Annotated in this window: 25 protein-coding genes and 1 pseudogene; all 26 read left to right on the plus strand. The window is 33.9% G+C overall.

Translation table 11 applies throughout. The features are described from left to right. Window positions 1-2: 2 nt before the first annotated feature. The 26 genes and pseudogenes from BM371_RS03425 to BM371_RS03555 all read left to right on the plus strand — a co-directional run bounded on the left by BM371_RS03425 (window position 3) and on the right by BM371_RS03555 (window position 26,344). Window positions 3-308 carry an ATP-dependent Clp protease adaptor ClpS gene (locus BM371_RS03425; protein WP_034675854.1) on the plus strand — a complete coding sequence of 102 codons (306 nt, stop codon included), beginning with the start codon at window positions 3-5 and terminating at the stop codon, window positions 306-308. Window positions 309-600: 292 nt separating this feature from the next. After that, entirely contained in the window at window positions 601-1,215 is a 615-nt protein-coding gene (udk, locus tag BM371_RS03430; protein WP_034675856.1) for a uridine kinase, read from the plus strand. 7 nt (window positions 1,216-1,222) lie between these two features. Next, window positions 1,223-1,573: an FtsB family cell division protein gene (locus tag BM371_RS03435; RefSeq protein WP_081874564.1), complete on the plus strand. Its 351-nt coding sequence runs from the start codon at window positions 1,223-1,225 to the stop codon at window positions 1,571-1,573. Between the two features lie 134 nt (window positions 1,574-1,707). After that, complete coding sequence (locus tag BM371_RS03440; RefSeq protein WP_034675861.1) at window positions 1,708-2,871, plus strand: methylmalonyl-CoA mutase family protein; 1,164 nt, start codon at window positions 1,708-1,710, stop codon at window positions 2,869-2,871. Window positions 2,872-2,946: 75 nt separating this feature from the next. Beyond that, on the plus strand, window positions 2,947-3,330 hold the full coding sequence (locus BM371_RS03445) for a GxxExxY protein (protein ID WP_034675863.1): 384 nt from the start codon (window positions 2,947-2,949) through the stop codon (window positions 3,328-3,330). 118 nt (window positions 3,331-3,448) lie between these two features. Further along, window positions 3,449-4,597: a class I SAM-dependent methyltransferase gene (locus BM371_RS03450; RefSeq protein WP_034675865.1), complete on the plus strand. Its 1,149-nt coding sequence runs from the start codon at window positions 3,449-3,451 to the stop codon at window positions 4,595-4,597. Between the two features lie 97 nt (window positions 4,598-4,694). Beyond that, the gene (locus BM371_RS03455) at window positions 4,695-4,973 is read left to right on the plus strand and encodes a hypothetical protein (protein WP_034675866.1); all 279 of its coding nucleotides are present in this window, start codon (window positions 4,695-4,697) and stop codon (window positions 4,971-4,973) included. 143 nt (window positions 4,974-5,116) lie between these two features. Continuing rightward, window positions 5,117-6,496 carry a dipeptidase gene (locus BM371_RS03460; RefSeq protein WP_034675869.1) on the plus strand — a complete coding sequence of 460 codons (1,380 nt, stop codon included), beginning with the start codon at window positions 5,117-5,119 and terminating at the stop codon, window positions 6,494-6,496. 133 nt (window positions 6,497-6,629) lie between these two features. Then, on the plus strand, window positions 6,630-7,634 hold the full coding sequence (locus BM371_RS03465) for a T9SS type A sorting domain-containing protein (protein WP_034675872.1): 1,005 nt from the start codon (window positions 6,630-6,632) through the stop codon (window positions 7,632-7,634). 119 nt (window positions 7,635-7,753) lie between these two features. After that, a complete protein-coding gene (locus BM371_RS03470; protein WP_051882754.1) occupies window positions 7,754-8,506 on the plus strand; it encodes a hypothetical protein in 753 nt (250 codons plus the stop codon). Between the two features lie 249 nt (window positions 8,507-8,755). Beyond that, a complete protein-coding gene (locus BM371_RS03475; RefSeq protein ID WP_034675875.1) occupies window positions 8,756-9,538 on the plus strand; it encodes a hypothetical protein in 783 nt (260 codons plus the stop codon). Window positions 9,539-9,545: 7 nt separating this feature from the next. After that, complete coding sequence (locus BM371_RS03480; RefSeq protein WP_034675878.1) at window positions 9,546-12,557, plus strand: T9SS type A sorting domain-containing protein; 3,012 nt, start codon at window positions 9,546-9,548, stop codon at window positions 12,555-12,557. 195 nt (window positions 12,558-12,752) lie between these two features. Beyond that, window positions 12,753-13,718: a T9SS type A sorting domain-containing protein gene (locus BM371_RS03485; protein ID WP_081874544.1), complete on the plus strand. Its 966-nt coding sequence runs from the start codon at window positions 12,753-12,755 to the stop codon at window positions 13,716-13,718. A 77-nt stretch (window positions 13,719-13,795) separates the two neighbouring features. Beyond that, window positions 13,796-14,503: an SDR family oxidoreductase gene (locus tag BM371_RS03490; RefSeq protein WP_034675885.1), complete on the plus strand. Its 708-nt coding sequence runs from the start codon at window positions 13,796-13,798 to the stop codon at window positions 14,501-14,503. A 194-nt stretch (window positions 14,504-14,697) separates the two neighbouring features. Then, the gene (locus tag BM371_RS03495; RefSeq protein WP_034675887.1) at window positions 14,698-15,444 is read left to right on the plus strand and encodes an electron transfer flavoprotein subunit beta/FixA family protein; all 747 of its coding nucleotides are present in this window, start codon (window positions 14,698-14,700) and stop codon (window positions 15,442-15,444) included. A gap of 78 nt (window positions 15,445-15,522) precedes the next feature. Then, window positions 15,523-16,470 (plus strand): electron transfer flavoprotein subunit alpha/FixB family protein, encoded by a 948-nt coding sequence (locus BM371_RS03500; protein ID WP_034675889.1) that lies wholly within the window; start codon window positions 15,523-15,525, stop codon window positions 16,468-16,470. A gap of 283 nt (window positions 16,471-16,753) precedes the next feature. Further along, the gene (locus tag BM371_RS03510) at window positions 16,754-17,353 is read left to right on the plus strand and encodes a bifunctional nuclease family protein (RefSeq protein ID WP_034675896.1); all 600 of its coding nucleotides are present in this window, start codon (window positions 16,754-16,756) and stop codon (window positions 17,351-17,353) included. A gap of 18 nt (window positions 17,354-17,371) precedes the next feature. Continuing rightward, window positions 17,372-18,754 (plus strand): nucleoside permease, encoded by a 1,383-nt coding sequence (locus BM371_RS03515; protein ID WP_034675899.1) that lies wholly within the window; start codon window positions 17,372-17,374, stop codon window positions 18,752-18,754. A 210-nt stretch (window positions 18,755-18,964) separates the two neighbouring features. Next, window positions 18,965-19,939: pseudogene (locus BM371_RS03520) on the plus strand (zinc metalloprotease). Window positions 19,940-20,046: 107 nt separating this feature from the next. Further along, window positions 20,047-20,601, plus strand: coding sequence for an RNA polymerase sigma factor (locus tag BM371_RS03525; RefSeq protein ID WP_034675902.1), 555 nt, complete (start codon window positions 20,047-20,049; stop codon window positions 20,599-20,601). Next, on the plus strand, window positions 20,567-21,265 hold the full coding sequence (locus tag BM371_RS03530) for a hypothetical protein (protein WP_034675904.1): 699 nt from the start codon (window positions 20,567-20,569) through the stop codon (window positions 21,263-21,265). Before BM371_RS03525 ends, BM371_RS03530 begins: the two co-directional genes overlap by 35 nt. A 13-nt stretch (window positions 21,266-21,278) precedes the next feature. Continuing rightward, window positions 21,279-22,373: a hypothetical protein gene (locus BM371_RS03535; RefSeq protein WP_034675907.1), complete on the plus strand. Its 1,095-nt coding sequence runs from the start codon at window positions 21,279-21,281 to the stop codon at window positions 22,371-22,373. 291 nt (window positions 22,374-22,664) lie between these two features. Continuing rightward, entirely contained in the window at window positions 22,665-23,051 is a 387-nt protein-coding gene (locus BM371_RS03540) for a hypothetical protein (protein WP_034675910.1), read from the plus strand. 22 nt (window positions 23,052-23,073) lie between these two features. Continuing rightward, window positions 23,074-24,252 (plus strand): acetyl-CoA C-acyltransferase, encoded by a 1,179-nt coding sequence (locus BM371_RS03545; RefSeq protein WP_034675913.1) that lies wholly within the window; start codon window positions 23,074-23,076, stop codon window positions 24,250-24,252. Between the two features lie 5 nt (window positions 24,253-24,257). Next, complete coding sequence (locus BM371_RS03550) at window positions 24,258-24,467, plus strand: hypothetical protein (protein WP_034675916.1); 210 nt, start codon at window positions 24,258-24,260, stop codon at window positions 24,465-24,467. A gap of 335 nt (window positions 24,468-24,802) precedes the next feature. Then, window positions 24,803-26,344 carry an MFS transporter gene (locus BM371_RS03555; protein WP_034675918.1) on the plus strand — a complete coding sequence of 514 codons (1,542 nt, stop codon included), beginning with the start codon at window positions 24,803-24,805 and terminating at the stop codon, window positions 26,342-26,344. The last annotated feature ends 59 nt before the right edge of the window (window positions 26,345-26,403 follow it).

The following is a 26,403-nucleotide window of genomic DNA, read 5'->3' on the forward strand; positions in this document are numbered from 1 at the left end:
TAATGATTTTTTATAACAGCATAAAAGATTATGAAGATCCGAAACGGCAGTATGAAGAAGAAGTGCTGGTTTTGGACGATATCGATGAAGTTTACAAATTAATCTTGCACAATGACGACATTCACACTTTTGATGATGTCATCGAGGCATTGATCCAGATTTGTAAGCACGACCCAATTCAGGCAGAACAATGCACGATGTTGGTTCATTTTAAAGGCAAATGCGCGGTAAAAACAGGTTCAATGGAAGTTTTGAAACCGATGCATGAAAAATTAATTGCAAGAAGCTTAACAAGCGAAATCGTATAAAACAGACTCCGACATAATTGTTGGAGTTTTATTTTTGGAGTTTGTTTAAATATTAATCGGTTTTAAAAATAACTATTTCCTCTTTCAGAGTTCAAATTATTATATATTTATTTTATATAATTGCGTTCATCGGGTTTACCCGATGCTTTAATCTGCCACGACTTCACGGCTTAAAATTCTTAAACTAAATATAAACCATAAAGCAGCAGAAAATACTTCCAGCTACCAACTTCCATCATCCAACTTTTAAATAAAATACTATCTTTGTAAAAACTATAAAGAAACAAACAGAATGCTTGTAATAGGAATTGCCGGAGGAACTGGTTCTGGCAAAACTACGGTTGTTGATAAGATTATTCAGCAACTTGATATTGAAGGGATGAATATTCTTTCTCAGGACAATTATTATAATGATAATCATAACCTTACGCTTACAGAAAGGGAAGCTTTAAACTATGATCATCCCAAATCGATCGATTTTGACTTATTGCTGCAACATGTAAAAGCATTAAAGAATAACGAATCTATAGAGCAGCCTATTTACAGCTTTGTAACACACGGAAGAACCGGAGATCATGTAACAGTAGAACCAAAAAACGTTTTGGTTGTTGAAGGTATTCTTGTTTTGACGAATAAAGAACTGTTAAAGGAATTTGATTTAAAAGTATTTGTTCATGCCGATTCAGACGAAAGACTGATCAGGAGGATCAGGAGAGATACACAGGAAAGAGGAAGAGATCTGAACGAAGTTTTACACCGTTATCAGACAACTCTGAAGCCAATGCATCAGGAATTCATTGAACCTTCGAAAAACGAAGCCGATTTGATTATTCCGAATATGAGACAGAATTCTGTCGCAATTGATTTTTTAACCACCGTTATTAAAAACTCATTAAGAAAACACTAAAATGGCAATAAAAGAGCTTATTAAAGACATTAAACCCAAATCGGAAACGTTTAAATTTATTCAGCAATATATTCTGAATAAGTATGTGATTACCATATTTCTTTTTCTGGTGTGGATGATTTTCTTTGATAAAACTTCTTTTTTGGTAATTCACGAGCTGAATGGTGAAATCAATAAATACGAAGAGCAGCTCGATTATTATAAAGCAGAGTACGAAAAGAATGATAAATTCTACAAAAAACTGATGAATAATAAATCGGAAAAAGAAAAATACGCCCGAGAAAATTACTTTATGAAAAAGCCCAACGAAGAAATTTTCATTCTCGTTGTAGACAGTGCTCATATTGCGAAGAAATAATCAAAGTAAATTATGAATGGTCAATTCGCTTTGCTATTAATATAAATTTAAATATAGTTGTCTAATTTTCGTCGATTCAAAATTCACCTGTGAAACAAAATTGACGATTGACAATTCACAAATATCCACATTCCATGTCAAACTCGGAAACCTTCTCAAACTGGGAAAATCTTGTTAAAAAACAGCTTAAAACAGAAGATATTTACACCATCCTGAAAAAAGAAAATTTAGAGGGAATTGATGTGAAACCTTTTTATAATTCTGTTGAAAAATCAACACCAAACCTTCCGAAAGTAGAAGAAAGTACACATTTGGTAGCCAACTATCATGAAAGTCTGGAAGATGATGTTTTTGCATTTTTATTGAATGAAAATGTTGAAAATCTTGTTGGAAAAACGGTTTTCGTGAACAACAAAGATTTAGCAGAACACATCAGTCCGCAAGATGAAGACCAATATTTTTCACTGATCGATGTTTTTGACGAAAAAAATATTGAAATCAATGATCAGTTGGTGAAAGAACTTTTAGCAAAGGATTTCAAAAGAAACATTTGTGTAGACATTTCACTTCACCAAAATGCGGGAGCGGCAATTTATCAGCAGTTGGGAATTGCTTTGGCAAAAACTAAAGAATTAATTGAAATTTACGGAGAAGAAATCATCAATAAACTGATTTTCAGAATTGCAGTAGGCGGGAATTATTTCTTTGAAATGGCAAAAATTCGTGCTTTTAAATTGGTTTTTAATCAACTTTCAAAAGAATACGATTTAGATCATATACCATACATTTTTGCTGAAACTTCATTGAGAAATAAAGCGATTTCGGATAATGAAAATAATTTGATCCGCTCGACTTTAGAACTGGCTTCAGCGATGATTGGTGGAGCAGATGCTGTTTACAGCAACAATTATCTGGTTGGAAAAAGTACGGATAATTCGGAAGAAATTTCTTTCAAACAGCAGATCGTCTTGGCATATGAAAGTATCATCAATGTTTTTGAAGATGGTTCAAATGGAAGCTATTACATCGAAAATATTACTAATCAGATAGCCGAAAAGTCTTGGAAGCTATTTGTTGAAATTGAAGAAAACGGAGGGTATCTCGAACTTTTAAAACAGGGAATTATCCAGAAAAAGATTTACGATCAGGCTGTTGAAGAACAGAAATGGGTGGAGGAAGGAAAAATAAAGCTGATCGGAGTGAATTTATATCCGAAATTAGAAGTTAAAAAATCGATTGAGGAATTATATAATCCAAAGGAAATTAAAGCAGTTCGTTGGGCTGAAATGTTTGAGTAGTTTCCCACGGATTGCACAGATCTTCACAGATGATTCTGTATATTATTCTATAAAAATTTTATAAACACAAATACGATGAAAGAAAATGAGATAAGTTTTTATGTCAGAAAATCAATATTTTCTGTTTATAATGAATTAGGCTCAGGATTGTTGGAAAAAGTTTATGAAAAAGTATTAATGTTTGAGCTTGAAAATCATGGATTAAAAGTTCGAAACCAAGTTCCAATGTCTATAAAATTTAAAGATACCATTATTGATTCAAGTTTTATTGCGGATATAATTGTTGAAGATAAAGTAATTATAGAAATTAAATCTATCCAAGAAATCAGTGAAGTTCATCATAAACAATTACTTACCTATCTTAAATTGTCAGATTTAAAGTTAGGAATATTAGTCAACTTCAATACTGATTATATAGCTAAAAATATCTTCCGAAAAATAAATGGAAATTTAGATTAAATAAAAAATCAAACAGTTTGACTACAATTGTCACTGATCTTTTTAACATAAGCATCTGTGAAAATCCGTGAAATCTGTGGGAATAAATAAATAATAACAAATTCTTAAAAAAATATTCGTGCATTCGTGGCATTCAAAAAAAGAAATTCAAAACTATATCAATCAGAATCTTCATTCAGATTTGCATTCTTTATTATTAAAAAAATCCCCGTTTTCTGAAGTTTCCATGCAGGAAATTGTTCAGCAGATCAAAGGAAAACAGGTTGCACAGAAGAAATTTCCGTTTTTATTAAAAGATGGAATTATTTTTCCGCCACAACTCAATCTCGAACAATCTTCTTCAGAAAAAACAGCACTTTATAAGTCAGAAATTTTAAAAGGAAAGAAATTTATCGATTTGACAAGTGGTTTCGGGATTGATGCTTATTATTTAGCTAAAAATTTTGAAAACATAACTTTAGTTGAACAAAACTCTTATCTTTTAGAAATTGTTGAACATAATTGGAATATTTTAGGGAAAAAAGCAAAATTTATCAATCAAAAACTGGAAGATTTTCTGGAGCAGAATAAAGAAAACTTTGATGTTACTTATCTTGATCCGGCTCGAAGAGATCAGAACAAAAATAAAGTGTTCCTTTTGGAAGATCTTTCGCCCAATATCTTGGAAATTCAGGATCAATTGCTTTCGATTTCGGAAAGTGTTATCATTAAGCTCTCACCTTTAATAGATTTAAAATATTTGATTTCTGTTTTAAAAAATATTTCGAAAATTGAAATTATTGCTGTTCGAAATGATGTAAAAGAAATTGTTGTTTTCTTGTCTAAAAACTATTCAGGAGAAATAATTTGCAGGTGCGTTAATCTTGAAAGTGATGAAAAAGAGTTTTGCTTTAAAATTAATGAAGAAAAAAATGCGGCAGCAGGATATTCTGAGCCTGAAAAATTCATATATATTCCTAACAATACGATTCTGAAAGCCGGTATTTTCAATTTGATTTCTGAACGTTTTAAACTTAAAAAACTACATCCGAATACGCATTTGTACACTTCTGATATTAAAATTGAAGATTTTCCCGGTAGAATTTTAGAAATGGAAGTGATTGATTCAAAACGGATTAAAAAAAAGGCACAATTTAATTTAGTTTCAAAAAATTATCCTTTAAAACCTGAAGAAATCAAGAAAAAATATCAGCTGAAAGACGGAGGAGAACAGTATCTTATTTTTACACAATCCAAAAAAGGTAAAATAATATTAAAATCAGTCTAAAAATGTTGCCGAAAAATGCAATATTTCTTACTTTTGGGCAATTAAAAATTCAGGAATAAAATAATTCCGACTGATCCTTAAAAATAAAAATCTGCATATGAAAAAATTAGTTCTATGTTTAGCTCTTGCAACGGTAGCGGTAAGCTGTAAAAAAATCCAGGCTGGAGGAAATAAGAATATCATCAAAATGGAAGAAGGTACTGAAAGATATTCTGACGATCACCAAGGTGGTGCAGAAGGTCACGGTCATGGAGGTGCACATGAAACTGCTGCTCCGGCTCATGCAGAACCAGCTCAAGGTGCTCACGAAACTGAAGCTCCAAAAACTGATTCTACAGCTGCAAAACATGAAGAACCTGCAAAAGCAGAGCACTAATTTTTTTGAAATAAAAGAATATAAATCCTGCATTTTTGCGGGATTTTTGTTTTAAAAGATATAATTCATTTAAATAAATTAAAAACTTTTTTTGTTTGTGGTGACCCGACAAATTTTTTAATTTTAACAAAATTTAATTTACAATGCAAGAAACATTAAATTACATCAACGAAAACAAACAGCGTTTTGTTGATGAATTGTTTGAATTACTTAGAATTCCTTCTATTTCTGCCGATCCGGCGTATAGCAATGACGTTTTGAAATGTGCAGAAGTTTGCGCGGAATATCTGAAAAATGCAGGAGCAGATCATGTTGAAATTTGTTCTACAAAAGGTTATCCGATTGTGTATGGAGAAAAGATCATCGGTGAAAATCTTCCTACAGTCTTGGTTTACGGTCATTATGACGTACAACCTGCAGATCCTTTAGAACTATGGAAAAAGCCTCCTTTTGAGCCTTATATTGAGAAGACTGAGCTTCATCCCGACGGAGCAATTTTCGCAAGAGGTTCTGCTGATGATAAAGGGCAGTTTTTCATGCAGATCAAAGCCTTTGAGGCGATGATGAAAACGAATTCTCTACCTTGTAATGTGAAATTTATTTTAGAAGGTGAAGAAGAAGTAGGTTCTGTAAGTCTTGGAAGCTGGGTAAATGAAAATAAAGAAAAGCTTGCTTGTGATTGTATTTTAATTTCCGATACGCATATTTACAGCAACGAACAACCAACTGTAACAACGGGTCTAAGAGGTCTGAGTTATGTAGAAGTGGAAGTTGAAGGACCGAACAGAGATTTACATTCAGGATTGTATGGTGGTGCAGTTCCGAATCCTATTCATGTTTTGTCAAGAATGATTGCTAAGCTGATTGATGAAGATGGTCATATTACAATTGATGGTTTTTATGACAATGTAGAAACGGTTTCTGATGAGGAAAGAGCTGAAATGAATAAGCTGAAAGACAATCCTGCAGAATTCAAAAAATCGATTGGTTTAAATGATGTGGAAGGAGAAAAAGGGTATACAACTTTAGAGAGAACTTCAATTCGTCCTACATTAGACTGCAACGGTATTTGGGGCGGCTATACAGGTGAAGGTGCAAAAACGGTGATTCCTTCTAAAGCTTTTGCTAAAATTTCAATGCGTTTGGTTCCGTATCAGACTCCGGAAGAAATTACAGAAAAGTTTACTAAATATTTTGAAAAAATTGCTCCTGCAAACGTAAGAGTGAAAGTTACTCCTCATCACGGTGGCTTGCCATATGTGTTGCCGACAGATACAAAAGAATATTCTGCTGCAAAAAATGCAATGCAGACTGCTTTTGGAAAAGAAGTTTTTCCTTATAGAGGAGGAGGAAGTATTCCGATAACCTCAATGTTTGAGCAGGTTTTGGGTGCGAAATCTGTTTTAATGGGCTTTGGTTTGGATTCTGATGCCATCCACTCTCCAAATGAACATTACGGTTTGTTTAATTTCTATAAAGGAATTGAAAGTATTCCGATGTTTTTTGAGAATTATTCAAAATAGAAAGTGAATTAATTTATTAAAAAATAATCCTCATGAAGTTTTTCTTGAGGATTATTTTTGTTTTTAACATAATTTTTATTTTTTGTATTTAAACTTTTATTATATTTACGCTAAAATATTAAAATTAAGTTTTATGAAAAAAATTCTATCTTCTTTATTGTTGGTTTCAGCAACAATGACGGTGTTTGGGCAAGTTCAAGTTCTTGTTAATGAAAACTTTAATACATTAATTACAGGGAATCTTGCAGGTCAAAATTCATGGGTAACAGGTGGAGGTACAGCTACGGATTATCAAATTGTTTCAATTGATGCTGCACATGGGCTATCATTAACAACAACAAGTGGTAATGGTTATGCTGCAACTTCAAATCCAAACAATAGAACTGCGGCAAGACAACCTGCTATAACTGCCAACGCTTCAAATAACATTATACAAGCAAATGCAGAAATTTATACAGGCTCTTCTAATGGTTCGGGAGAATACAGGTTTTCTGTAGTAGGGAATAGTAGTTCATCTAGTACAACAGCAATAGCTCTTGGTGGATTCACATATAATGTCACTACCAAAAAGTTAAATGGATTGGGAACTTTTAATAATGCTGGTTCGCCTACTCTTTATTTGATTTTAGCTGATGCTAATGCACCCGTGTTCCCGGTGAACACTTGGGTTTCTGTATCTTTTACCTATAATAAAACTACCGGGGCTATGACATGGTCTTGGCCTGGAGGTGGAACCTCTATTTCAACTGATCCTGATCAAATTGCTGGGATGATTGCAAAAGATATATATGTACAAAATATTACTACCACTGGAAATACAAATAGTAATACTGTGGGTGTTGATAATATTCTTGCACAATTTGGAAGTAGTTCTACATTATCTGTAAGCGATGTAAATACTGTTCAGACAAATAAGAGAAGTGCTATTTCAATTTATCCTAATCCAACTACCGACGTATTAAACATCAAAACAGATTCAAAAATCAATGCAGTTTCTGTAGTAGATCTTACAGGTAGAAAAGTAAATGTGAAATTAGAGGGTGATAAAGTTGATGTAAGAGGTCTTTCTGCAGGAACTTACTTAATCAATGTTGAAACAAAAGACGGTATTTCTACAGAGAAATTCATCAAAAAATAATAGCTGATTCTTCAGAAACAAAAAATCACTCCTCTTGGGGTGATTTTTTTTGTTTCAACATGGTGTGAATAAATATTTTTTTGTACTTTTAAAAAACTAATTACAATAAAATATTAACCATGAAAAAAATCGCATTACTGGCTATCTGTGCCATGTTTTCAAATTCTCTATTTTCACAACAGTGGGATGGGGCTACAAATCTAACCGATCACATCTACAGAAATGGGAAAGTAAGTATAGGAACTGACAATAACAATGATAAGCTAAATCTTAATGGAAACTTTAGACTAACGGGTAATTCTGGAAATAAGATTGTGTTTGGTGGGGGCTCTACATCACCTGTTGGTAGTACTATTGTGGGTGATGATGGAAATTTTCATTTTGAATTTAATGATTCTAAGTTATATCTGCATCCGTATGTTTCAGCATATTTCGGTGATGTAGACCCTAATCCACAATTAAAAAATGCTTTTTCAATGGGGGCTACTGGAATAGTTGGAATGGGAACAGATAATTTTTATTGTAGTCAATGTTCAGGCTACCGTCTCTTCGTAAAAGATGGTATCAAAACCGAAAAAGTGCAAGTAGAAATTGCAGCAAGTAACGGTTGGGCAGATTATGTTTTTCAAAAAGATTATAAACTAATGCCTTTACAAGAGTTACAGTCTTACATTACAGATAAAGGTCATTTGCCCGAAGTTCCTACTACAGAAGAAGCTATTGCTAATGGTGTTGAGCTTAAAGAAATGAATATTCTTTTGCTTAAAAAAATCGAAGAGCTTACTTTATATACCCTTCAACAGCAGAAAAATATTGAAGAGCAAAACACTCGCATCGAAATGTTGGAAAAGAAAATTAGTACATCTAAATAACTCCAGTATTAGTAAACTAATTAATTGAAAATTTTTACTTTTCAATTAATTCATGACATTTTAGAGTAATATTATAAATGATGTAATCACATACACATTTATGTAAAACTCATTATTAAATTTTCTAACTCAATTTTAAATAGTTGAAATAATTTTTTAGTCTCAATGTAGATTAAACTATTTCATTTTTGTAATAATTGATTTTTAAGCTTTTACATTAAACCTATAACTAATCATAAATTTTAAACCATGAAAAAAATCTTTCTATTGGCAGCGTGTGCCTTATTTTCAAACACTTTATTTTCTCAGCAATGGGATGGACCACTAAATACCGCAGATCATATTTACAGAAGAGGAAATGTGAGTATAGGAACCGGTACCAACATCGATAAACTTAACGTTGCTACCGGTAATATTAGAATATTTTATGATAGCAGGATAGCTCCTAATGTAAGAAATAGCTTAATCTTTGGAAATGGTCGACAAGAAGAAATCGATTTTTATATTACAAAGCTTGCAAAAGGTCTGCATATTTATCCTCTTTATATACAACCAGATAACAATATTGCACAGCCAACATTTTACATTTCAAATTCTTCAAAAATTGGTGTCGGAACATATGAGGTAGACTGCTCAAGCTGCAAAGAATATCGTCTTTTCGTAAAAGACGGCATTAAAACCGAAAGAATAAAAGTAGAAATCGCAGCTAATAATGGTTGGGCAGATTATGTTTTCAATAAAGACTATAAGCTTATGCCATTAAATGATTTGCAATCTTATATTTCTGATAAAGGACATTTACCAGAAGTTCCTACCACAGAAGAAGCGATTGCTAATGGTATTGAGCTTAAAGAAATGAATATTCTTTTGCTTAAAAAAGTAGAGGAACTGACGTTGTATTTGATCGACCAGAATAAAATCAATCAAAATCAAAAAACAGAATTAGAATCAAATCGAAGAGAAATCGACGATATGAAAAACAAGCTTAATTCTTTGCTTACCAAGCAAAATAATTTGTCTAACAATAAATAATGAAAATATGAGAAAACATACAATATTTTTCATTTTTATGGTTTGTCTGACCAATATTTTATGTCAAACAAAAGGGCAAGCTAAAAATGATAAAATCTATATGAGCCCAGGTGGTACATTAGATAACATATTCGATCATTATGGTAACAAATATGATCCTTCTGATATTCTCATTGGTAACAAGAGAGAGAGTTTGAGCGGAACGGCAAACAAATCTACAAATCCGGCACCCATGTCTTGTGGCTTTTTCAATTTATACTTTGAAACGGGATCAGGAATGGAAGACGCATCAAATCCGGTACATATGGCAAGAAGAAATGTAGTATGCCGTGTTTTTAATGATCTTTCAGACTTTATAAATTCTCCGTTAAAAACAAACGGATTAAATAATAAGGTAAATATATGGGTAAGAAACATCAATAATGCAATACCTGCTCCAAATACTCCAAGTGGCGTTTTAGGTCTTGCAAGCTCTTTCTACAGCATGCCTTATAACGCTACAGCTGGATTTGGTGGTATTTCAGATAATGAAATATGGAAAACAATTCATCTGGGTACCGATTCATATGACGGTGTTTTTTCACCGGTAAACTCAAACGGATCGAGTTCAGGTGTTTCCGGCTTGTTTTATCATGGGATGATGGCCTTCAATTTTTCAGATTCTTCAATAAACTGGAATACTAATCTTTCAGTTGCATCTTTTCCTGGTTTATATGACTTGTATTCTGTAGTCTTGCATGAAATAACCCATGCAGTAGGATTTTCAAGTTTAATCAATGCTTCGGGTAATTCTAAATTTGGAACAGGATTTAATTACTTTACCCGATATGATGCGTTTTTAAAGAATAGTACTTCTACAGAGTTTCTATTGAAGAAGGCTGCTTCAGCTTGCGGAGAAATGTATAATTATTCGTTTAATAATGTTTTAAGCAATAGTATATTAAGTCCTCCAAATAATTTATGCAGTAGTAAAATAAGATATGTTGGACTCTCAAATGTTCCCGTATTTACTCCTCCAGGATTTACAGAATCAAGCAGTTTGAGTCATTTTGATGGCAGTTGTGTGTCCCCTAATCCAAATTTTGTTACGGAAAGTGCTTACGCGACCAATTCGATTAGAAGATATCTTAAGCAAGAAGAGAAAAATGTATTGGTAGATTTAGGATATAGTGTAAACAGTACATTCGGAGTTAGTACAACATACAATGGTACGACAAGTTATTCGGGGCAATTAACGGGAATTAGTGTGGCTGGTTCTAATGATGGGATTAACTACACCAACGGAACGATCACTTTTACCGGAAATCCAGGAACAGCTATTAATTTATCAAACCTTCTGAGCAATGACTTTGATGCCGCAGGTTTTGAATGTCTTGAAGATATTTTTGATTCTACGGCAACGCTGTCAGTTACTTCAGGTACAGCAGGTACATCTGTTACTTATTCAAGTTCTGTAGCTGGTTTGCATTTATTGAGATATATTCCTGTAAATTCTTCCGGGAAAAAAGGAAATATTACGTACGTTTATGTTTATATTAATGAGCAGAATAACTGTACACCGCCTACAGGAACGGGATGCAACCCGAATGCGAATTTGGTCATTAATCCACAATTTGAAAGCTTTTTACCTTCACAAGGTATTGGAAATATAAATAAAGCTTGTAATTGGTCAGATGCTCATATTATCACAGGAGGTGCAGATTATTTTAATGGAAATTATGGAGATCCTGAGATAAAAACTCCTTGTAATATGATGGGTTACCAACCGGATAATGTTACAAATAACAAAGGATACGCAGGAATGGTAGTAAGAAAAAGTTATGGCAACCAAATTTACTCGGAGTCGATTAAAACGACGCTTGCAAGCCCATTATTACCGAATACGAAGTATAGATTGAGCTTTCAGGTTTCTTTAGCTGAAGGGAATAGTAAAAATGCAATTAAATTCCAGGCTTATTTATCTAATAACAGCACTTCTTATCCGGGATATGGTGAAATTCCTATCTCAAATCCTTCGATGCTGTTTACTGATTCTAATTATGCTACCAGTGCAAGTACTTGGAAAACCATTACTTTTGATTTTACGACAGGTAATGTTGCAGGTCAGACAACATTATATTTAGGAGGTCTGAGTAATATTGATTTTATTTCTAATACTCCGTCTCCACAAGGGGTGAATGGCTGTGGTTATTATAATTATAATGACAGCAGTGTGCCTAATGATTTTGGTGCTTGTTATTATTTTGTAGATAATGTTTCAATCACCGCTCTTGAAAATACGATTGATATGACACTTGATCTTCCACAATACATTTGTCCGAATAATGTAATTAGCGATATGTCGCTTTACCTTACAGGTTCTTATTTCAACGGAACATTTTCCGGAAATGGAGTTTCAGGGAATACATTTAGTGCAAATGCAGCAGGTATGGGTACTCATACAATTTATTATACGTACACCAATACTTCAGGTTGTATAATTACGATTTCAGATGTAGTTTTTGTTACAGACAGAGAATCGATTTGTGGACCGGCAAATAATTGTCCGCAGAATTATTCATTTTACACCACCGAAACCAATCCAAGTGTTATTTACAAAGCTTCAGAATATATATATACAGGAAGTCACTATCTGGTACAATCAGGTAATTCTGTTGATTTTAAAGCAGGTAAATATATTCTAATGGAACCAGATTCGGAAATAGAATATGGAGCATCATTTTCAGCAATCATTGAAGACTGTCAGACAAATGTGACCAGAATATCTGCAAAATCATTACCTGAAGTAGAGCAAAATGAAAATGCATTACAGATTTATCCTAATCCGGCAGGTGATTTCTTAAATATTAAAACATTGTCACCACTTACCAAAGTTGAAATCTATGATACTTCTGGTAAAAAAGTCAACTTTAGATTAGATGGAAACAGAGCAAATGTGAGTCATTTGGTTTCGGGTAACTATATTATTACAGTAGAGACTAAAGAAAATAAATACACTAAAAAATTCATCAAAAAATAAAACAGATAAATAATAATCAATAACGCTCCAGTCGGGGCGTTATTTTTTCTAATTATGATCATTTTAGCTAAGAATTAATGAGATTTTAATTCAGTTTATTAATAATTATCTTTAACTTTAGCTCAAATTTAAAATAATAATAATAATAATAATAATAATAATAATAATAATAATAATAATAATAATAATAATAATATGAGAAGAATACTACTTTCTTTAACTTTAACAAGCTCACTTTTTGCTACAGCACAAGTGCTTCAACAGGAAAATTTCGATGCTCTTAATATAGCTTCTGCAATTGGGCAGTCATCTCCTGTATACGCATCTCTTGGTGGAGCTAATTCAGATTATGCCATTGTAACATCCGGAACAGGTAAAGCTTTACAAATTTCAGCTCCAGCTACAGCTGAAGGCTACAGATATATGTGGAAAAATGGTTTGCCTGCTGCATGGACTGCAAGAACATCAGGAAATAATGTATTCCAAGTAGAATTCGATTATTTTACCGGGCCAACTTCTACCAGCGATAATTGTGGAGGAGTTGAAGTGATAGACGCTGCTGAAGAAGTCTTTGGAGGAATTCTTGTGCATCACGCCACTAAAACAGTAATAGGAGTATATACAACGCCGGCAGGTGCAGTTTCTTATACAGATGTAGGAACAGGAACTACTCCTGCAGCCGTAACGTTACCCGTAAATACTTGGGTTAGAATAGGTTATGCGTATAATACTGCCAATGGAACAATTACTTTTAAAGGTCCAGGATTTTCAAAAGTAATAACGGGAACATTGGTAACATCACCAAGCGAAATAGATTATGCTGCGCACGATGTTTTAGAAACCAACGCAGCTGCATCAACTCATTTGATTGATAATATGTTATCAAGAGCTGTGGCAACGGAAAGTCTATTTTTAGCTACAAATGATGTAGTTTTAAAACAACAAGAAGTATCTATATTTCCAAGCCCTGCAACTGATTTTATTACTGTAGAATCAAAAGCGAAAATATTAAATGCATATATTTATGATATGAGCGGAGTAAGATCTGATGCTAATTTTTCTAATGGTAAAGTTGATGTAAGAAAATTGCCAACCGGAACTTATATGTTAGGTTTAAAAACCGAAAATGGTTTATTAACCAAGAAATTCACTAAAAAATAATTACTGATAAATCTTAGTACAATAAAACGCTCCAATTTGGGGCGTTTTTGTTATTTTAGGGTTTTAAAATTGATTCAATGATAGAAAATAAAGTAGCCTACATTACAGGAGGTACAAAAGGAGTTGGATATGGGATTGCAAAAATCTTGTTAGAAAATGGCGTTTCAGTTGCTTTTTCGGGAAGAAAAAAGGGAGATGTTGAAAAAGTTGTGACTGAATTAAAACAATATTCTCAGAATGTTTTAGGAATTGTTTCTGATGTGAAAAATCTTGAAAACGAGTCTGAAACTGTTAAAAACATCATCGAAAAATTCGGAAGATTGGATTTTGTTATTGCAAACGCTGGTTTAGGGATTTTTAAACCGGTAGACCAACTTTCAGCAGACGAATGGAATGAGATGATTGAAACCAATCTTACCGGAGTTTTCTATACCCTAAAAGCTTCAGTAGAAGAACTGAAAAAGACGGAAGGATATTACATCACCATTTCAAGTTTAGCCGGAGCAAATTTCTTCGAAAACGGAACGGGCTACAACGCCTCAAAATTCGGAGTTGTAGGCTTTACTCAAGCAGCGATGATCGATTTAAGAAAATACAATATTAAATCAACTGTCATCATGCCCGGCTCGGTGGCTACAAATTTCAACGGAAATATTCCTTCAGAAAAAGATGCCTGGAAAATTCAACCCGAAGATATGGGAAATCTGGTTCTTGATGTTTTAAAAATGAATCCAAGAGTTTTGCCAAGTAAGATAGAGTTTAGAGCAACAAAACCTAACTCTTAAAACATATAATGCGCTGAATAATAATTAAATAAGTATTATGCATGCATAATATATTTTTTATTTATATTAGCAAAGTTAACTCAAACAAAAAACGCTGTTTATAATCACCTGATTATGAAAAGCAAAACAGAAATATATAGTACATGAAACCGTGAGGTTGCATATGACAATTAAAATAAAATATAAAGCAACATATGAAAATATTAGTTTGTATCAGTAGTGTTCCGGATACTACTTCCAAAATCAATTTTACGGCAGATAAGTCTGCATTCGACAAAAACGGAATTCAGTGGGTAATCAATCCGCTTGATGAATTCGCTTTAACAAAAGCTATTAAATTGCAGGAATCTCAGGGAGCAACTGTAACGGTAATCAATGTAGGGGATGCTGTAACTGAGCCTGTGGTAAGAAAAGCTTTGGCAATCGGAGCAAATGACGCAGTAAGAGTAAACCTTGATCCTAAAGACAGCTTCTCAACAGCTAAAGAAATTGCGGCTGTAGCTCAGAATGGTGGTTACGATTTAATTCTTTGCGGTAAAGAATCGATTGATTATAATGGAGGTTCTGTTCCTGGGATGGTTGCTCAGTTGTTAAATCAACCTTTTGTAAATGCTTCGGTTGGTTTAGATGTGAACGGAAGCGAAGCTACTGCTGTAAGAGAGATTGAAGGAGGCAAAGAAACAATTTCTGTAAAATTACCTGCTGTAATTGCTGGTCAGAAAGGTTTGGTAGACGAAAAAGATCTTATTATTCCAAACATGAGAGGAATTATGTCTGCAAGAACAAAACCTTTGCAGGTCGTAGCGCCTACTTCTTCTGAAGTAAAAGTTCAGGGTGTTTCTTATGACTCAGTTCCTCCAAGAGCAGCTGTGAAAATGGTTTCTCCGGATAATTTAGATGAATTGGTAAGACTTCTTCACGAGGAAGCAAAGGTTATTTAATTATTCAAAATTCAACATTCAAAATTCAACATTTAAAAAATCTTGAATTTCGAACTTTAAATCTTAAATTAAAAAATTATGGCAGTATTCGTATACGCAGAAAATATAAACGGAGTTTACAAAAAAGCAGCTTTTGAGGCAGTTTCTTACGCTAAAGCAGTAGCTGATCAGGCGGGAGATACCGTAACGGCAATTTCTGTAAACCCAACAGATACTTCAGATATTTTGTATAAATATGGAGCAACAAATGTAATCAACATCAAAGACGAAGGTCTTAAAAATTTCTCGGCAAAAGCTTATGCACAGGCTGTAAGCGAAGTTGCGGGCGGAAATATTATCGTTTTCCCTCACACAACAGATGCTTCTTCTGTAGCACCAATGTTGGCGGTGATGAAGAACTATTCTTTAATTACCAATGTTTTGGAAGCTCCGGAAAGCCAGTCTCCGTTTCAGGTAAAAAGAAAAGCTTTCTCAGGAAAAGGCTTCATGCATGCAAAAGCAGAAGGAACAGGTGTAATCATTACCGTTTCTCAGAATGCTTTCGGTGTTAAAGAAAACTCAGTTTCGGGTTCTGAAGAAGTAAAGAATCTTTCTGTGGCTAATGAAGATACAAAAGTGATTTCTCATGAGCAGAGTTCAGGTAAACTAGACTTAAAAGAAGCTGAAGTAGTAGTTTCTGCAGGTAGAGGAATGAAAGGTCCAGAAAACTGGGGAATGGTAGAAGATCTTGCGAATACTTTAGGTGCTGCAACAGCTTGTTCAAAACCGGTTTCAGATATCGGGTGGAGACCTCACACAGAGCACGTTGGGCAGACTGGTAAGGCAATTTCTCCAAACCTTTACATTGCCATCGGTATTTCGGGTGCAATTCAGCATTTGGCGGGTGTAAACTCTTCTAAAACAATCGTTGTAATCAACAGTGATGCTGAAGCTCCGTTCTTCAAATCGGCAGATTACGGTGTAGTAGGTGATGCATTCCAGATCATTCCTGCATTGACAGAAAAAATAAAAGCATTGAAAGGCTAAATAGTTTTTCATCCATAATTAAGCTTCCGGGATAATTATTATTTCGGAAGTTTTTTTTGGGCAGCTTAGACCTTCGTTCGTAAATTTCGGTTAAAGCCTTCGCTTTCATCTCATTTATGTCTTCCACTCTCGCTTTTTTGCCGCTCCCTTCAGTCGCGACAAAAAGAGCTCCGCTCAAGCCGGGCTGCAAAGCCATAAATACAAGAAAAGACAGCACAACAAAAGAGTCATAAAATTTAAAAATAAAAAGTACAGATAAAAAAATACGATTATCTTTGTAGTTATGGATTATAAACAGCTCATCATACGCGGAATATCGTACAGCCAGACTCAATCTGGCGCTTACGCATTGCTTTTGGAACATGAAGAAACGAATATTAAATTACCAGTAGTTATTGGAAATTTCGAGGCTCAATCCATTTCTTTAGGCCTGGAAAAAGACATTCATCCGCCACGTCCCCTTACACACGATTTGTTTACCAAATTTATTGTTTCGGCAAATTATCAGCTGGTTTCAGTGATCATTTATCAGATTGTAGACGGGGTTTTCTTTTCAAATATCAACTTCAAAAATTCAGAAACTCAAGAAGAACTGATTCTTGATGCAAGAACTTCGGATGCGGTAGCAATGGCGGTACGTTTTGATGCTCCTATTTTTACAACACAGCAGGTTTTGAATGAAGCAGGAATTTTGCTTGAACTGGAAGAAGTTGCAAAAGAAGAGCAGTCTTTCTCAGAAACTGTAGCAACTGAAGACAGTCTGACATCTGTTTCAATGGAAGAATTACAAAAGCTTTTGGAGGATGCTGTAAAAGAAGAAGATTTCGATACCGCGCTTGAAATTCAGGAGGAGATCAAGAGACGAAAAAAGAAAATAGATTAGAGATATTATACTTAAAAAATGAATTTAAAACTACGACTGACCGTCCTGAGTTTTCTGCAGTTCTTCGTTTGGGGAGCATGGCTGATTACCATGGCGAATTTTTGGTTTGGTACAAAGCAATGGGACGGAACGCAATTTGGTGCTGTCTTCGGAACCATGGGAATTGCTTCGATTTTTATGCCGACCATCACCGGGATTATTGCAGACCGTTGGGTAAATGCAGAGAGAATATTTTCAGTTTTGCAGATCCTTTATGGGATAACGCTTTTCGTTCTTCCTCACAGTACAGATCCCAACTCGTTCTTCTCTGTAATGCTTGTTGCAATGTGTTTTTATATGCCAACAATTGCACTTGCAAATTCAATTTCCTATACCGTGCTGAAAAATAGCAATTTAGATGTTGTTAAAGATTTTCCACCAATCAGAGTTTGGGGAACCGTCGGGTTTATTGTAGCGATGTGGATTACCAATCTTACAGGAAATAAAGCAACAGAAGGCCAATTTTACATTGCCGGAGTAGCTGCAATCATTCTTGGGATTTATGCTTTAACACTGCCCAAATGTCCTCCTCAAAAGCTTATTGATAAGGATGCTCCTTTGTCCGAACAACTTGGCTTAAATGCATTTAAACTATTTAAAAATTATAAGACCGCATTATTCTTCCTATTTTCAATGTTGCTTGGTGCTGCTTTACAGTTGACGAATGCTTATGGAGACGTATTTTTAAGTGAATTTTCACACTTTCCGAAATATGCTGATTCGTTTGTAGTGCAGAGATCAACTATTATTATGTCTATTTCTCAGGTTTCTGAGACCTTGTTTATATTGGCAATCCCGTTTTTCCTGAAAAGATTCGGAATTAAATATGTCATGCTTTTCTCAATGTTTGCATGGGTTCTTAGATTCGGATTTTTCGCTTACGGTGTTCCTGAAGGATACGGCTTAGGATTAATCGTCCTTTCGTGCATCGTTTACGGGATGGCATTTGATTTTTTCAATATTTCAGGCTCTCTCTTTGTGGAAACCACGACAGATAAAAAGATCCGTTCTTCTGCGCAAGGTTTATTTATGATGATGACGAATGGTTTTGGAGCTGTTTTCGGAAGTTATATTGCAGGTTGGGCAATTGATAAGTTCTTTACCCATAGATTTACGACTGCGTCAGAATTATCCACATATCTTCAGACCACACCCGATAATCAGTCTTTTCTAGATATTCTGAAAAACAGTTTCAATTCTACTGTAAATGCTGATGGTACTTTATCTGCTGTCGTTATGATGAAAGACTGGCACAACATCTGGCTATCTTTTTCTGCGTATGCATTGGTTTTAGCAATACTTTTCTGGGTTTTGTTTAAACATAAGCACGACCCTAAAACGGTAGCAAATATTAATCATTAATTATAGCTGATATTAAATATTACATTGCACTTTTTGAATAAAAAGTGCAATTTTTTTATTCTAATTAATCTAAAAAAATTATAACTAATAAATTTTAATTTTTTTTTAATCAATATATATTGTGGTATTAAAAAGTTATTATATTTGTTAAGATTTTGTTGTTTAAATGAAAATAACAAAACAATTTAACATAATTAACACGAAATTGCAATGAAAAAGACAATTTTTATGCTAGGAATAGTTTCTGCTATTTTAGCGAGCTGTGAATCTGACGAGAAAATCGAAACACAGGCAGAATAAAACAAGACAACTGATATTGCTGCCCGAAGAAGTTGTGCATCTGATGAGGTTTTGAAAGAACAAATGGCTAAAGATCCTGAATTAGCAAGAAAGATTTCAGATATTGAGATTTTTACCCAAAGAAAACTTAATGAAAATTTTGAATCGAGATTAGTAAACGGAGTGATTGAAATTCCGGTTGTAGTAAATGTTTTATACAAAACTGCAGCAGAGAACATTTCACAGGCTCAGATTCAGTCTCAAATTGATGTATTGAATAAGGATTTCAATGCTACCAACAGTGATTATAATAATGTACCTGCACTTTTTTCTAATGTGAAAGCAAATGTAGGAATCAGATTCGTTTTGGATCAGGTAGTAAGAAAATCAACGAAAAAAACTTCTTGGGGAACTAGAGATGCAATGAAAAAATCTGCTCAGGGAGGCTTATCACCAATATCACCAACTACAAAATTAAATTTATGGGTTTGTACAATCGGTGGAGGAATTTTAGGATATGCTCAATTTCCGGGTGGAGCTAGTGCAACAGATGGTGTAGTAATAGATTCTAAATATTTAGGAACTACAGGAACAGCAACTTATCCTTACAATCTGGGAAGAACTGCTACTCATGAAGTAGGACACTGGATGAATCTTCGTCACATTTGGTGAGATGCTACTTGCGGAACAGATTACTGCAACGATACGCCATCACACAATACTGCTAATTACGGTGCTCCGGCTTATCCGCATTACAGTACTTGTTCAGGAGCTCCTGTAGAAATGACGATGAACTATATGGATTATGTAGATGACAGGGCGATGTTTATGTTTTCTACTGATCAGAAAAGCAGGATGCTTGCCATTTTCCAGGCAGGCGGACCGCGATATTCTTTTGCTCAATAATTAATTTATCATATGATGAAATTGCACTTTTGAAATAAAAGTGCAATTTTTTTTATTTTTAGGCAACCATTTTCAAATTCCTCGGTCTTATAATTAGAAACTAATCAATGAAGCATTTAGAAGAGAATTTTAAACTTGCCAAAAAACAGGATCGGAGAGCTCAAAAAGCTCTTTACGATTTGTTTTCTGCTAAAATGCTGGCAATTGCAAATTCTTATACCAATAACTTTCATGATGCAGAAGATATTCTGATGAATTCTTTTTTGAAATGTTTCAATAAAATTAACGACTGCCGAGACTGGAAATCTTTTCCGTTCTGGCTGAGGAAAATTATAGTAAATGATTCGATAAGTTTTGTCAGGAAAAACAAAAACATTCTTTATGCAGACGTAGAAATTGCGGATGATTATTCTGATGAAGAAATTAATGAAAATCTAAACGAAATCAATATCGAAGAAATTTTTTCTAAAATGCCGGCTGGTTATCGCCTGATTTTTAATCTTTATGTATTTGAAGAGCGAAAACATCAGGAAATTGCTGAGATCCTGAACATTTCGGAAGGTACAAGCAAAAGTCAGTTTAGCAAAGCCAAAAAATGGATTGCTGATTATTTAAAATCAAAAGAAAATGGACAAAAAAATACGGAAACAGTTAAAAGCTGATTACGAAGAACTCAATATTAAGCCTTCTGATAAACTTTGGGATCAAATCGAGGATCAGTTACACGGAAAAGAAAAAACTGTAAAGAAACCTCTCTTTCAGTGGTGGAAGTATGCCGCTGCTATAGTTCTTTTAATTTCTTTTGGAAGCATTTTGTATTTTAATTCAGATAAATCTTCCAAATCTGCAGAAACAATTGCAGTTGAAGAAGTGACGGAAGAAAATTTAAAACCATCAAAAACCTCTGAAACGGTTGCTAATGTGACTAATCCTGAAACAGAAAATAATTTTGAAATAAAAACAAATCCTGAAAAGACAATTGTTATAAAAGAAATTAACGAAGCAGATCAGGAACAAACTGATCTTCCAAAAATGACTTCTGTTTCAAAAATTATAGAATCCGCACCCGAAATAGAAGTCAAAACTGAAACTAAAATAAAACAGGAAATTACAGAAACACCTAAGTTGGTAGTTATAGAAAAGTCTTCAAAAACAAGATATGTTACTGCAAATGACCTTATGTTTCAGCACCAATACAGTGTTGAGAAAAATGAAAAACCTAATGAGAACACAAAAAGACTTGGGATTATTAAAATCAATAAAGTTAATATAAGCCCGGAATTTATTACAATTTTCAACAGCTCCAACAGTACAGACGAAAAGTAAAAATCATATCAACATGAGACAAAAAATATTATTGGCAGGATTTTTTTTAACCCTGTTCTCACTCAGCTATTCCCAGAATAAAGAAACTCTGAGGAAACAAATGGAAAGATATACCAATAAGATCGACAGCATCGTTACGGAAGAACGCAACAAAATGAACGCCGAATTTGATGCACTTGAAAAGAAAATGAAGGCGGGCGAAATTTCGGAAAGCGAAATGAAGGAGCAAAAAAATACGACGGCAGTACGATATGAAGCGATCATTAATGATGAAATTGCCAAACAGAAAGATGAATACGAAGAGATCACTGGTAAAACTGTTAGAAAAGCACTTTTTAAGTCTAATTTTAATAAAAAAAATAGTTTATTCAGAACTGCGAGAGGTGCTTTATTGGATCTGACATTTGAGCAGCCCGAGTTTGATGATCCGGAAGATCCTAAGAATTACCTACAAAGTTTCGGTTATGTTGCAGGGATTTCATTAATAAATTTTACCGATAAAAAGTTTTTTGATTTTTCTAAAGGCAATGAACTGAAAAATTCTTCATCTGGGAACTTCACGCTTCGCTATGAAAATCAGCTGGGCAAAACTACAAGTCCTGTTTTCTATCGTGTAGGTTTAGGATGGAGGCTTGAGACGATTATTCCAAATGGAGATAAAATTTTCACCCAGGATGATAAAAATCTTTACCTTACGGATTTTACGGGTAATAATTTTAAAAAAGCGTGGTTGCGTACGGACTATATTTATGTACCATTAGAAGCAATTTTCGTGTTAAATCCAAAATACAAAGAATATAACGGAGTACGATATATCGATAATACAAAAAAACAGTTGAGAATTGGGATCGGACTTTACGGAGGCGTTAAAATCAATGATCGAATGCATCTTCAGTATAAAAATGATTTCGGGAACAAAGTGTATGTTCGTGAAGGAGTGTCCAAAGGCTTAAATCCTTTTATTGCAGGAGGTAAAATATCAATAGAGTATTTTGGATTTAATATTTATGTGATGAAAGATTTTACACCTATTTTCAATAATGAAGCCCTTATTCGTAATAAAAGCGGAGTGCAGATCGGGATCGATCTTTGGGCTCTTACTTTTTAAGAATACAAGATAAATTCAATTTAATATTTTAGAATTTTTCGTATTAAATTTAAAAATAATACGTGCTTGAACAGTATAATGGATTAAAGAAGGGCTTAATATAACTTTAAATTAATTTTTAAATTAACAATATAATTAATTTAATATTAAATATTAAATAATTTTAAGCAGATAATTTTGTGTAAACTTAGGTTTATATTTCAATTATTTGATTTTAAAACATACTTATAAAAAGTATGTTTTTTTTTGTATTTTGGCATTCAGGATATATTAAAACTTGTAAAATAAATAATGAAAAATTTACAGCTTTTAGGATTAATTTTGGTAGTCGTAGGAAGTTTTCTTCCTTTGGTACACGTTCCGATCATAGGAAACTGGAACTATTGGAAAGTAGACTATTATCTGGCAATTTTCTGCTGGATTTTCTGCGCCTGCGCACTGTTTTCAATTCTGAATAATCGTCCAAAACTTGTCAACACCTTTGCAGTGTTCCTCTTAATTTTATTCGTATTTACCTTATTTGCCATAAAATATCAGGCATCAAGTTACTTTAGCTTTTTACCATTCAAATCTTGGACGAATGCATTAGCCGGAACGGTAAAATTACAATGGGGCTGGATTGTGGAATTTTTGGGAGCATTAATAATGCTTTTTGCAAAATCAAAAAATAAAAATTAACTATAGTATAAAAGAAGAAAATATGAAAGAAGTATACATTGTTTCTGCAGTAAGAACTCCGATGGGAAGCTTCATGGGAAGTTTATCAACTGTTCCTGCTACAAAATTAGGAGCTGCAGCGGTAAAAGGAGCATTAGAGAAAATAAATCTTGATCCTAAAAACGTTCAGGAAATCTATATGGGTAACGTTTTACAGGCAGGTGAAGGCCAGGCTCCCGCAAGACAGGTTGCTTTAGGTGCAGGTTTATCAAACGAAACACCATCTACAACGATTAATAAAGTTTGTGCTTCAGGAATGAAAGCTGTTACAATGGCTGCACAGGCGATCAAAGCAGGTGACGCAGACGTTATCGTTGCCGGAGGGATGGAAAACATGTCTTCAGTTCCACATTATTATAATGCAAGAAACGCAACCAAATTAGGTGATGTGAAAATGCAGGACGGAATGGTTCTTGACGGTCTTACAGACGTTTACAATAAAGTACACATGGGAGTTTGTGCAGAAAAATGTGCAACAGATTACCATATCACAAGAGAAGAGCAGGATAATTTTGCGATCGAATCTTACAAAAGATCTGCAAAAGCCTGGAGCGAAGGGAAATTCGCTGAAGAAGTTGTTCCTGTATCAATTCCTCAGAGAAAAGGAGAGCCTGTAATTTTCGCTGAAGATGAAGAATATAAAGCGGTAAATTTTGACAGACTTCCTACACTTCCTACTGTTTTCAAAAAAGAAGAAGGTACGGTTACTGCAGCCAATGCTTCTACTTTAAATGACGGTGCTTCTGCATTAATCCTTGTTTCTAAAGAAAAAATGGAAGAATTAGGACTAAAACCTTTAGCGAAGATTATTTCTTACGCTGATGCAGCTCATGAACCTGAAAACTTTACAACAGCTCCTTCAAAAGCTTTACCAATCGCTCTTAAAAAGGCTGGTCTTGAGATTTCAGACATCGATTTCTTTGAATTTAATGAAGCTTTCTCTGTTGTAGGTTTGGCTAATAATAAAATCTTAGGATTGGATGCTGCTAAAGTAAACGTAAATGGTGGAGCAGTAGCCTTAGGACATCCCCTTGGAAGTTCTGGTTCAAGAATTATCGTTACTTTAATTAATGTTTTAAAGCAAAACAACGGTAAATATGGTGCTGCAGCCATCTGTAACGGTGGTGGTGGTGCTTCTGCAATCGTCATTGAAAATATGTAATTACCGTGAAAATTAAATTTGCTTTAGTCATTCTTTTGATTGGATTTGTGGTAACATTATTAGGCGCTTGGCTTAAAATTACTCACATTTCGTTTGGGCCATTTAATGGAAATATAGTTGTTACATTTGGAACTATTATTCAGGGTTTAGGAGCTTTATTACTCATTATAATGGTATTGACTAGTCAAAAAATTAAAAATTTTCTCAAGAAATAATATTTAAATCAGTAAAAACTAAAGAGTTTGTGCTTTGGTTTGAATTTTAAAAATTATTGAAAATATATAATATTGTTTTTTATATAAATCTTTGAAATCCGGAAGCGAAAGTTTTCGGATTTTTTATGTTTAAATTTGCTCCGGAGGAGCAAAAACCTTTGTAGCAAAATATAATCATAGCGATGGGGAGCTCCGTAGGAGCGACACTGTTAATTCCAAATTATATATTCAAGCTATTTTAATTTTAACAAATCAATAAAATTTAGCCTAAAAAAAATAAAAACCTCCGAATGTTCAGCGGTTTTTCTATTTTTGTGCAACTAATTCTTTTGAAAATGTCTGAAACTGAAATTCAACCGACTCAAAATATAAAGAACAATCCGAAAATCATGAAAGCCTGGGCAGTTTACGACTGGGCAAACTCGGTTTATTCTTTAGTGATTACTTCTACAATTTTTCCGATATATTATTCGATTATCACGACAGTGTATGAGAAAAAAGAATATGTGGAAGAAACCGGCAGATGGATTGATGTTCCGGTAAGACACATGATCAAAATTTTAGGTAAAGAATATCAACCGGATGCGGTGTATGGTTATTCTTTAACCATTTCTTTTCTGATTGTCGTTTTGCTTTCACCATTTTTATCCTCTTTGGCAGATACAATCGGGAACAAAAAATCATTCCTTCAGTTTTTCTGTTATCTAGGAGCAACTTCTTGTATGGGATTGGCAATGTTCACCGGAATGCACAATGTATTTTTAGGATTGTTGTTCAGTATTACGGCGAGTGTCGGTTTTTGGGGTAGTTTGGTATTTTATAATTCGTTTCTTCCGGATATTGCCACACGAGATAAGCAGGATGCACTTTCTGCAAGAGGATATGTTTACGGATATATTGGCTCTGTAGTTTTAGTTGTTCTTTGTTTGGTTTTAATTATGGTTTTGGCTAAAGGTGAAGAGCAGAAATTAATATTTACAAGAATTACCTTCCTGCTTACTGGAGCTTGGTGGTTTGGTTTTTCACAATATACTTTCAAGCATTTACCGCAGTTTGGTGATGTTAAAGAAAAGCTTCCTAAAGATTTGGTATTATTAAACTATAAAAACATCTTCAAAAGACACGAAGATCAGGGTGGTTTTTTTGAAGTATTAAAAGATAACATCAGCTTTTATAAAGATATTGCTAAAGAGAGCTTTAAAGAACTTTTCAAGGTTGGGAAAGGTCTTTTCAAAGACAGAAACCTTAAATTTTTCTTATCGAGTTTCTTCTTTTACAGTGTCGGAATGCAGACTATTTTCCTGATGGCAACGCTTTTCGGGAAAAGTGAAATCAATTTGGCGCAGGATAAACTGATCGGAACTTTATTGATTATTCAGATCGAAGCGATTATCGGTGCGGTCATTTTCTCAAGACTTTCAAGAAAAATTGGGAACAAAAACGTGATTTCTATTGCGGTAATTTTATGGATTGTTGCTTGTATCTGGGCATTCTTCCTGGATAAGGAAAATCCAACGGTAGAATATCAGTTTTATGGCGTTGCAGCAGTTGTAGGATTGGTAATGGGCGGACTTCAGGCGATGTCGAGATCTACATATTCTAAGCTTTTGCCTGAAAATTCAATGGAAAATACAACGTTTTTCAGTTTCTATGATGTTCTGGAAAAACTGGCAATCATTGTCGGAACATTTGTATTTGCTTTATTTATCGATAAATATGATACTTTGATCAGGATTTTTGCGAAAATAGATGTGACTTTACCATCAGCTTCAGGAATGCGATTTGCCGCATTTTCAATGGCGATTTTCTTCTTTGTAGGATTAATTTTAATCCGTTTCCTGAATGTACAGAAAATCAAAGACAGAGATACTTTATAATTGGCTTAAAATTTGTTAATATTCAGCAGAATTATACTAACTTTGCATCAAGATATTTA

It is taken from the genome of Chryseobacterium formosense, from assembly GCF_900116415.1.
In the GTDB taxonomy this organism is placed as follows: Bacteria; Bacteroidota; Bacteroidia; order Flavobacteriales; family Weeksellaceae; genus Chryseobacterium; species Chryseobacterium formosense.

Excerpts from the sequence above, each read along its gene's own strand:
- BM371_RS03480 (WP_034675878.1), top strand. The coding sequence starts at position 9,546 with ATGAGAAAACATACAATATTTTTCATTTTTATGGTTTGTCTGACCAAT.
- BM371_RS03495 (WP_034675887.1), top strand. The coding sequence starts at position 14,698 with ATGAAAATATTAGTTTGTATCAGTAGTGTTCCGGATACTACTTCCAAA.
- BM371_RS03535 (WP_034675907.1), top strand. The coding sequence starts at position 21,279 with ATGAGACAAAAAATATTATTGGCAGGATTTTTTTTAACCCTGTTCTCA.
- BM371_RS03475 (WP_034675875.1), top strand. The coding sequence starts at position 8,756 with ATGAAAAAAATCTTTCTATTGGCAGCGTGTGCCTTATTTTCAAACACT.
- BM371_RS03525 (WP_034675902.1), top strand. The coding sequence starts at position 20,047 with ATGAAGCATTTAGAAGAGAATTTTAAACTTGCCAAAAAACAGGATCGG.
- BM371_RS03445 (WP_034675863.1), top strand. The coding sequence starts at position 2,947 with ATGAAAGAAAATGAGATAAGTTTTTATGTCAGAAAATCAATATTTTCT.
- BM371_RS03470 (WP_051882754.1), top strand. The coding sequence starts at position 7,754 with ATGAAAAAAATCGCATTACTGGCTATCTGTGCCATGTTTTCAAATTCT.
- BM371_RS03500 (WP_034675889.1), top strand. The coding sequence starts at position 15,523 with ATGGCAGTATTCGTATACGCAGAAAATATAAACGGAGTTTACAAAAAA.
- BM371_RS03530 (WP_034675904.1), top strand. The coding sequence starts at position 20,567 with ATGGACAAAAAAATACGGAAACAGTTAAAAGCTGATTACGAAGAACTC.
- BM371_RS03510 (WP_034675896.1), top strand. The coding sequence starts at position 16,754 with ATGGATTATAAACAGCTCATCATACGCGGAATATCGTACAGCCAGACT.
- BM371_RS03515 (WP_034675899.1), top strand. The coding sequence starts at position 17,372 with ATGAATTTAAAACTACGACTGACCGTCCTGAGTTTTCTGCAGTTCTTC.
- BM371_RS03425 (WP_034675854.1), top strand. The coding sequence starts at position 3 with ATGATTTTTTATAACAGCATAAAAGATTATGAAGATCCGAAACGGCAG.
- BM371_RS03485 (WP_081874544.1), top strand. The coding sequence starts at position 12,753 with ATGAGAAGAATACTACTTTCTTTAACTTTAACAAGCTCACTTTTTGCT.
- BM371_RS03455 (WP_034675866.1), top strand. The coding sequence starts at position 4,695 with ATGAAAAAATTAGTTCTATGTTTAGCTCTTGCAACGGTAGCGGTAAGC.
- BM371_RS03490 (WP_034675885.1), top strand. The coding sequence starts at position 13,796 with ATGATAGAAAATAAAGTAGCCTACATTACAGGAGGTACAAAAGGAGTT.
- udk (WP_034675856.1), top strand. The coding sequence starts at position 601 with ATGCTTGTAATAGGAATTGCCGGAGGAACTGGTTCTGGCAAAACTACG.
- BM371_RS03440 (WP_034675861.1), top strand. The coding sequence starts at position 1,708 with ATGTCAAACTCGGAAACCTTCTCAAACTGGGAAAATCTTGTTAAAAAA.
- BM371_RS03555 (WP_034675918.1), top strand. The coding sequence starts at position 24,803 with ATGTCTGAAACTGAAATTCAACCGACTCAAAATATAAAGAACAATCCG.
- BM371_RS03545 (WP_034675913.1), top strand. The coding sequence starts at position 23,074 with ATGAAAGAAGTATACATTGTTTCTGCAGTAAGAACTCCGATGGGAAGC.
- BM371_RS03465 (WP_034675872.1), top strand. The coding sequence starts at position 6,630 with ATGAAAAAAATTCTATCTTCTTTATTGTTGGTTTCAGCAACAATGACG.
- BM371_RS03540 (WP_034675910.1), top strand. The coding sequence starts at position 22,665 with ATGAAAAATTTACAGCTTTTAGGATTAATTTTGGTAGTCGTAGGAAGT.
- BM371_RS03460 (WP_034675869.1), top strand. The coding sequence starts at position 5,117 with ATGCAAGAAACATTAAATTACATCAACGAAAACAAACAGCGTTTTGTT.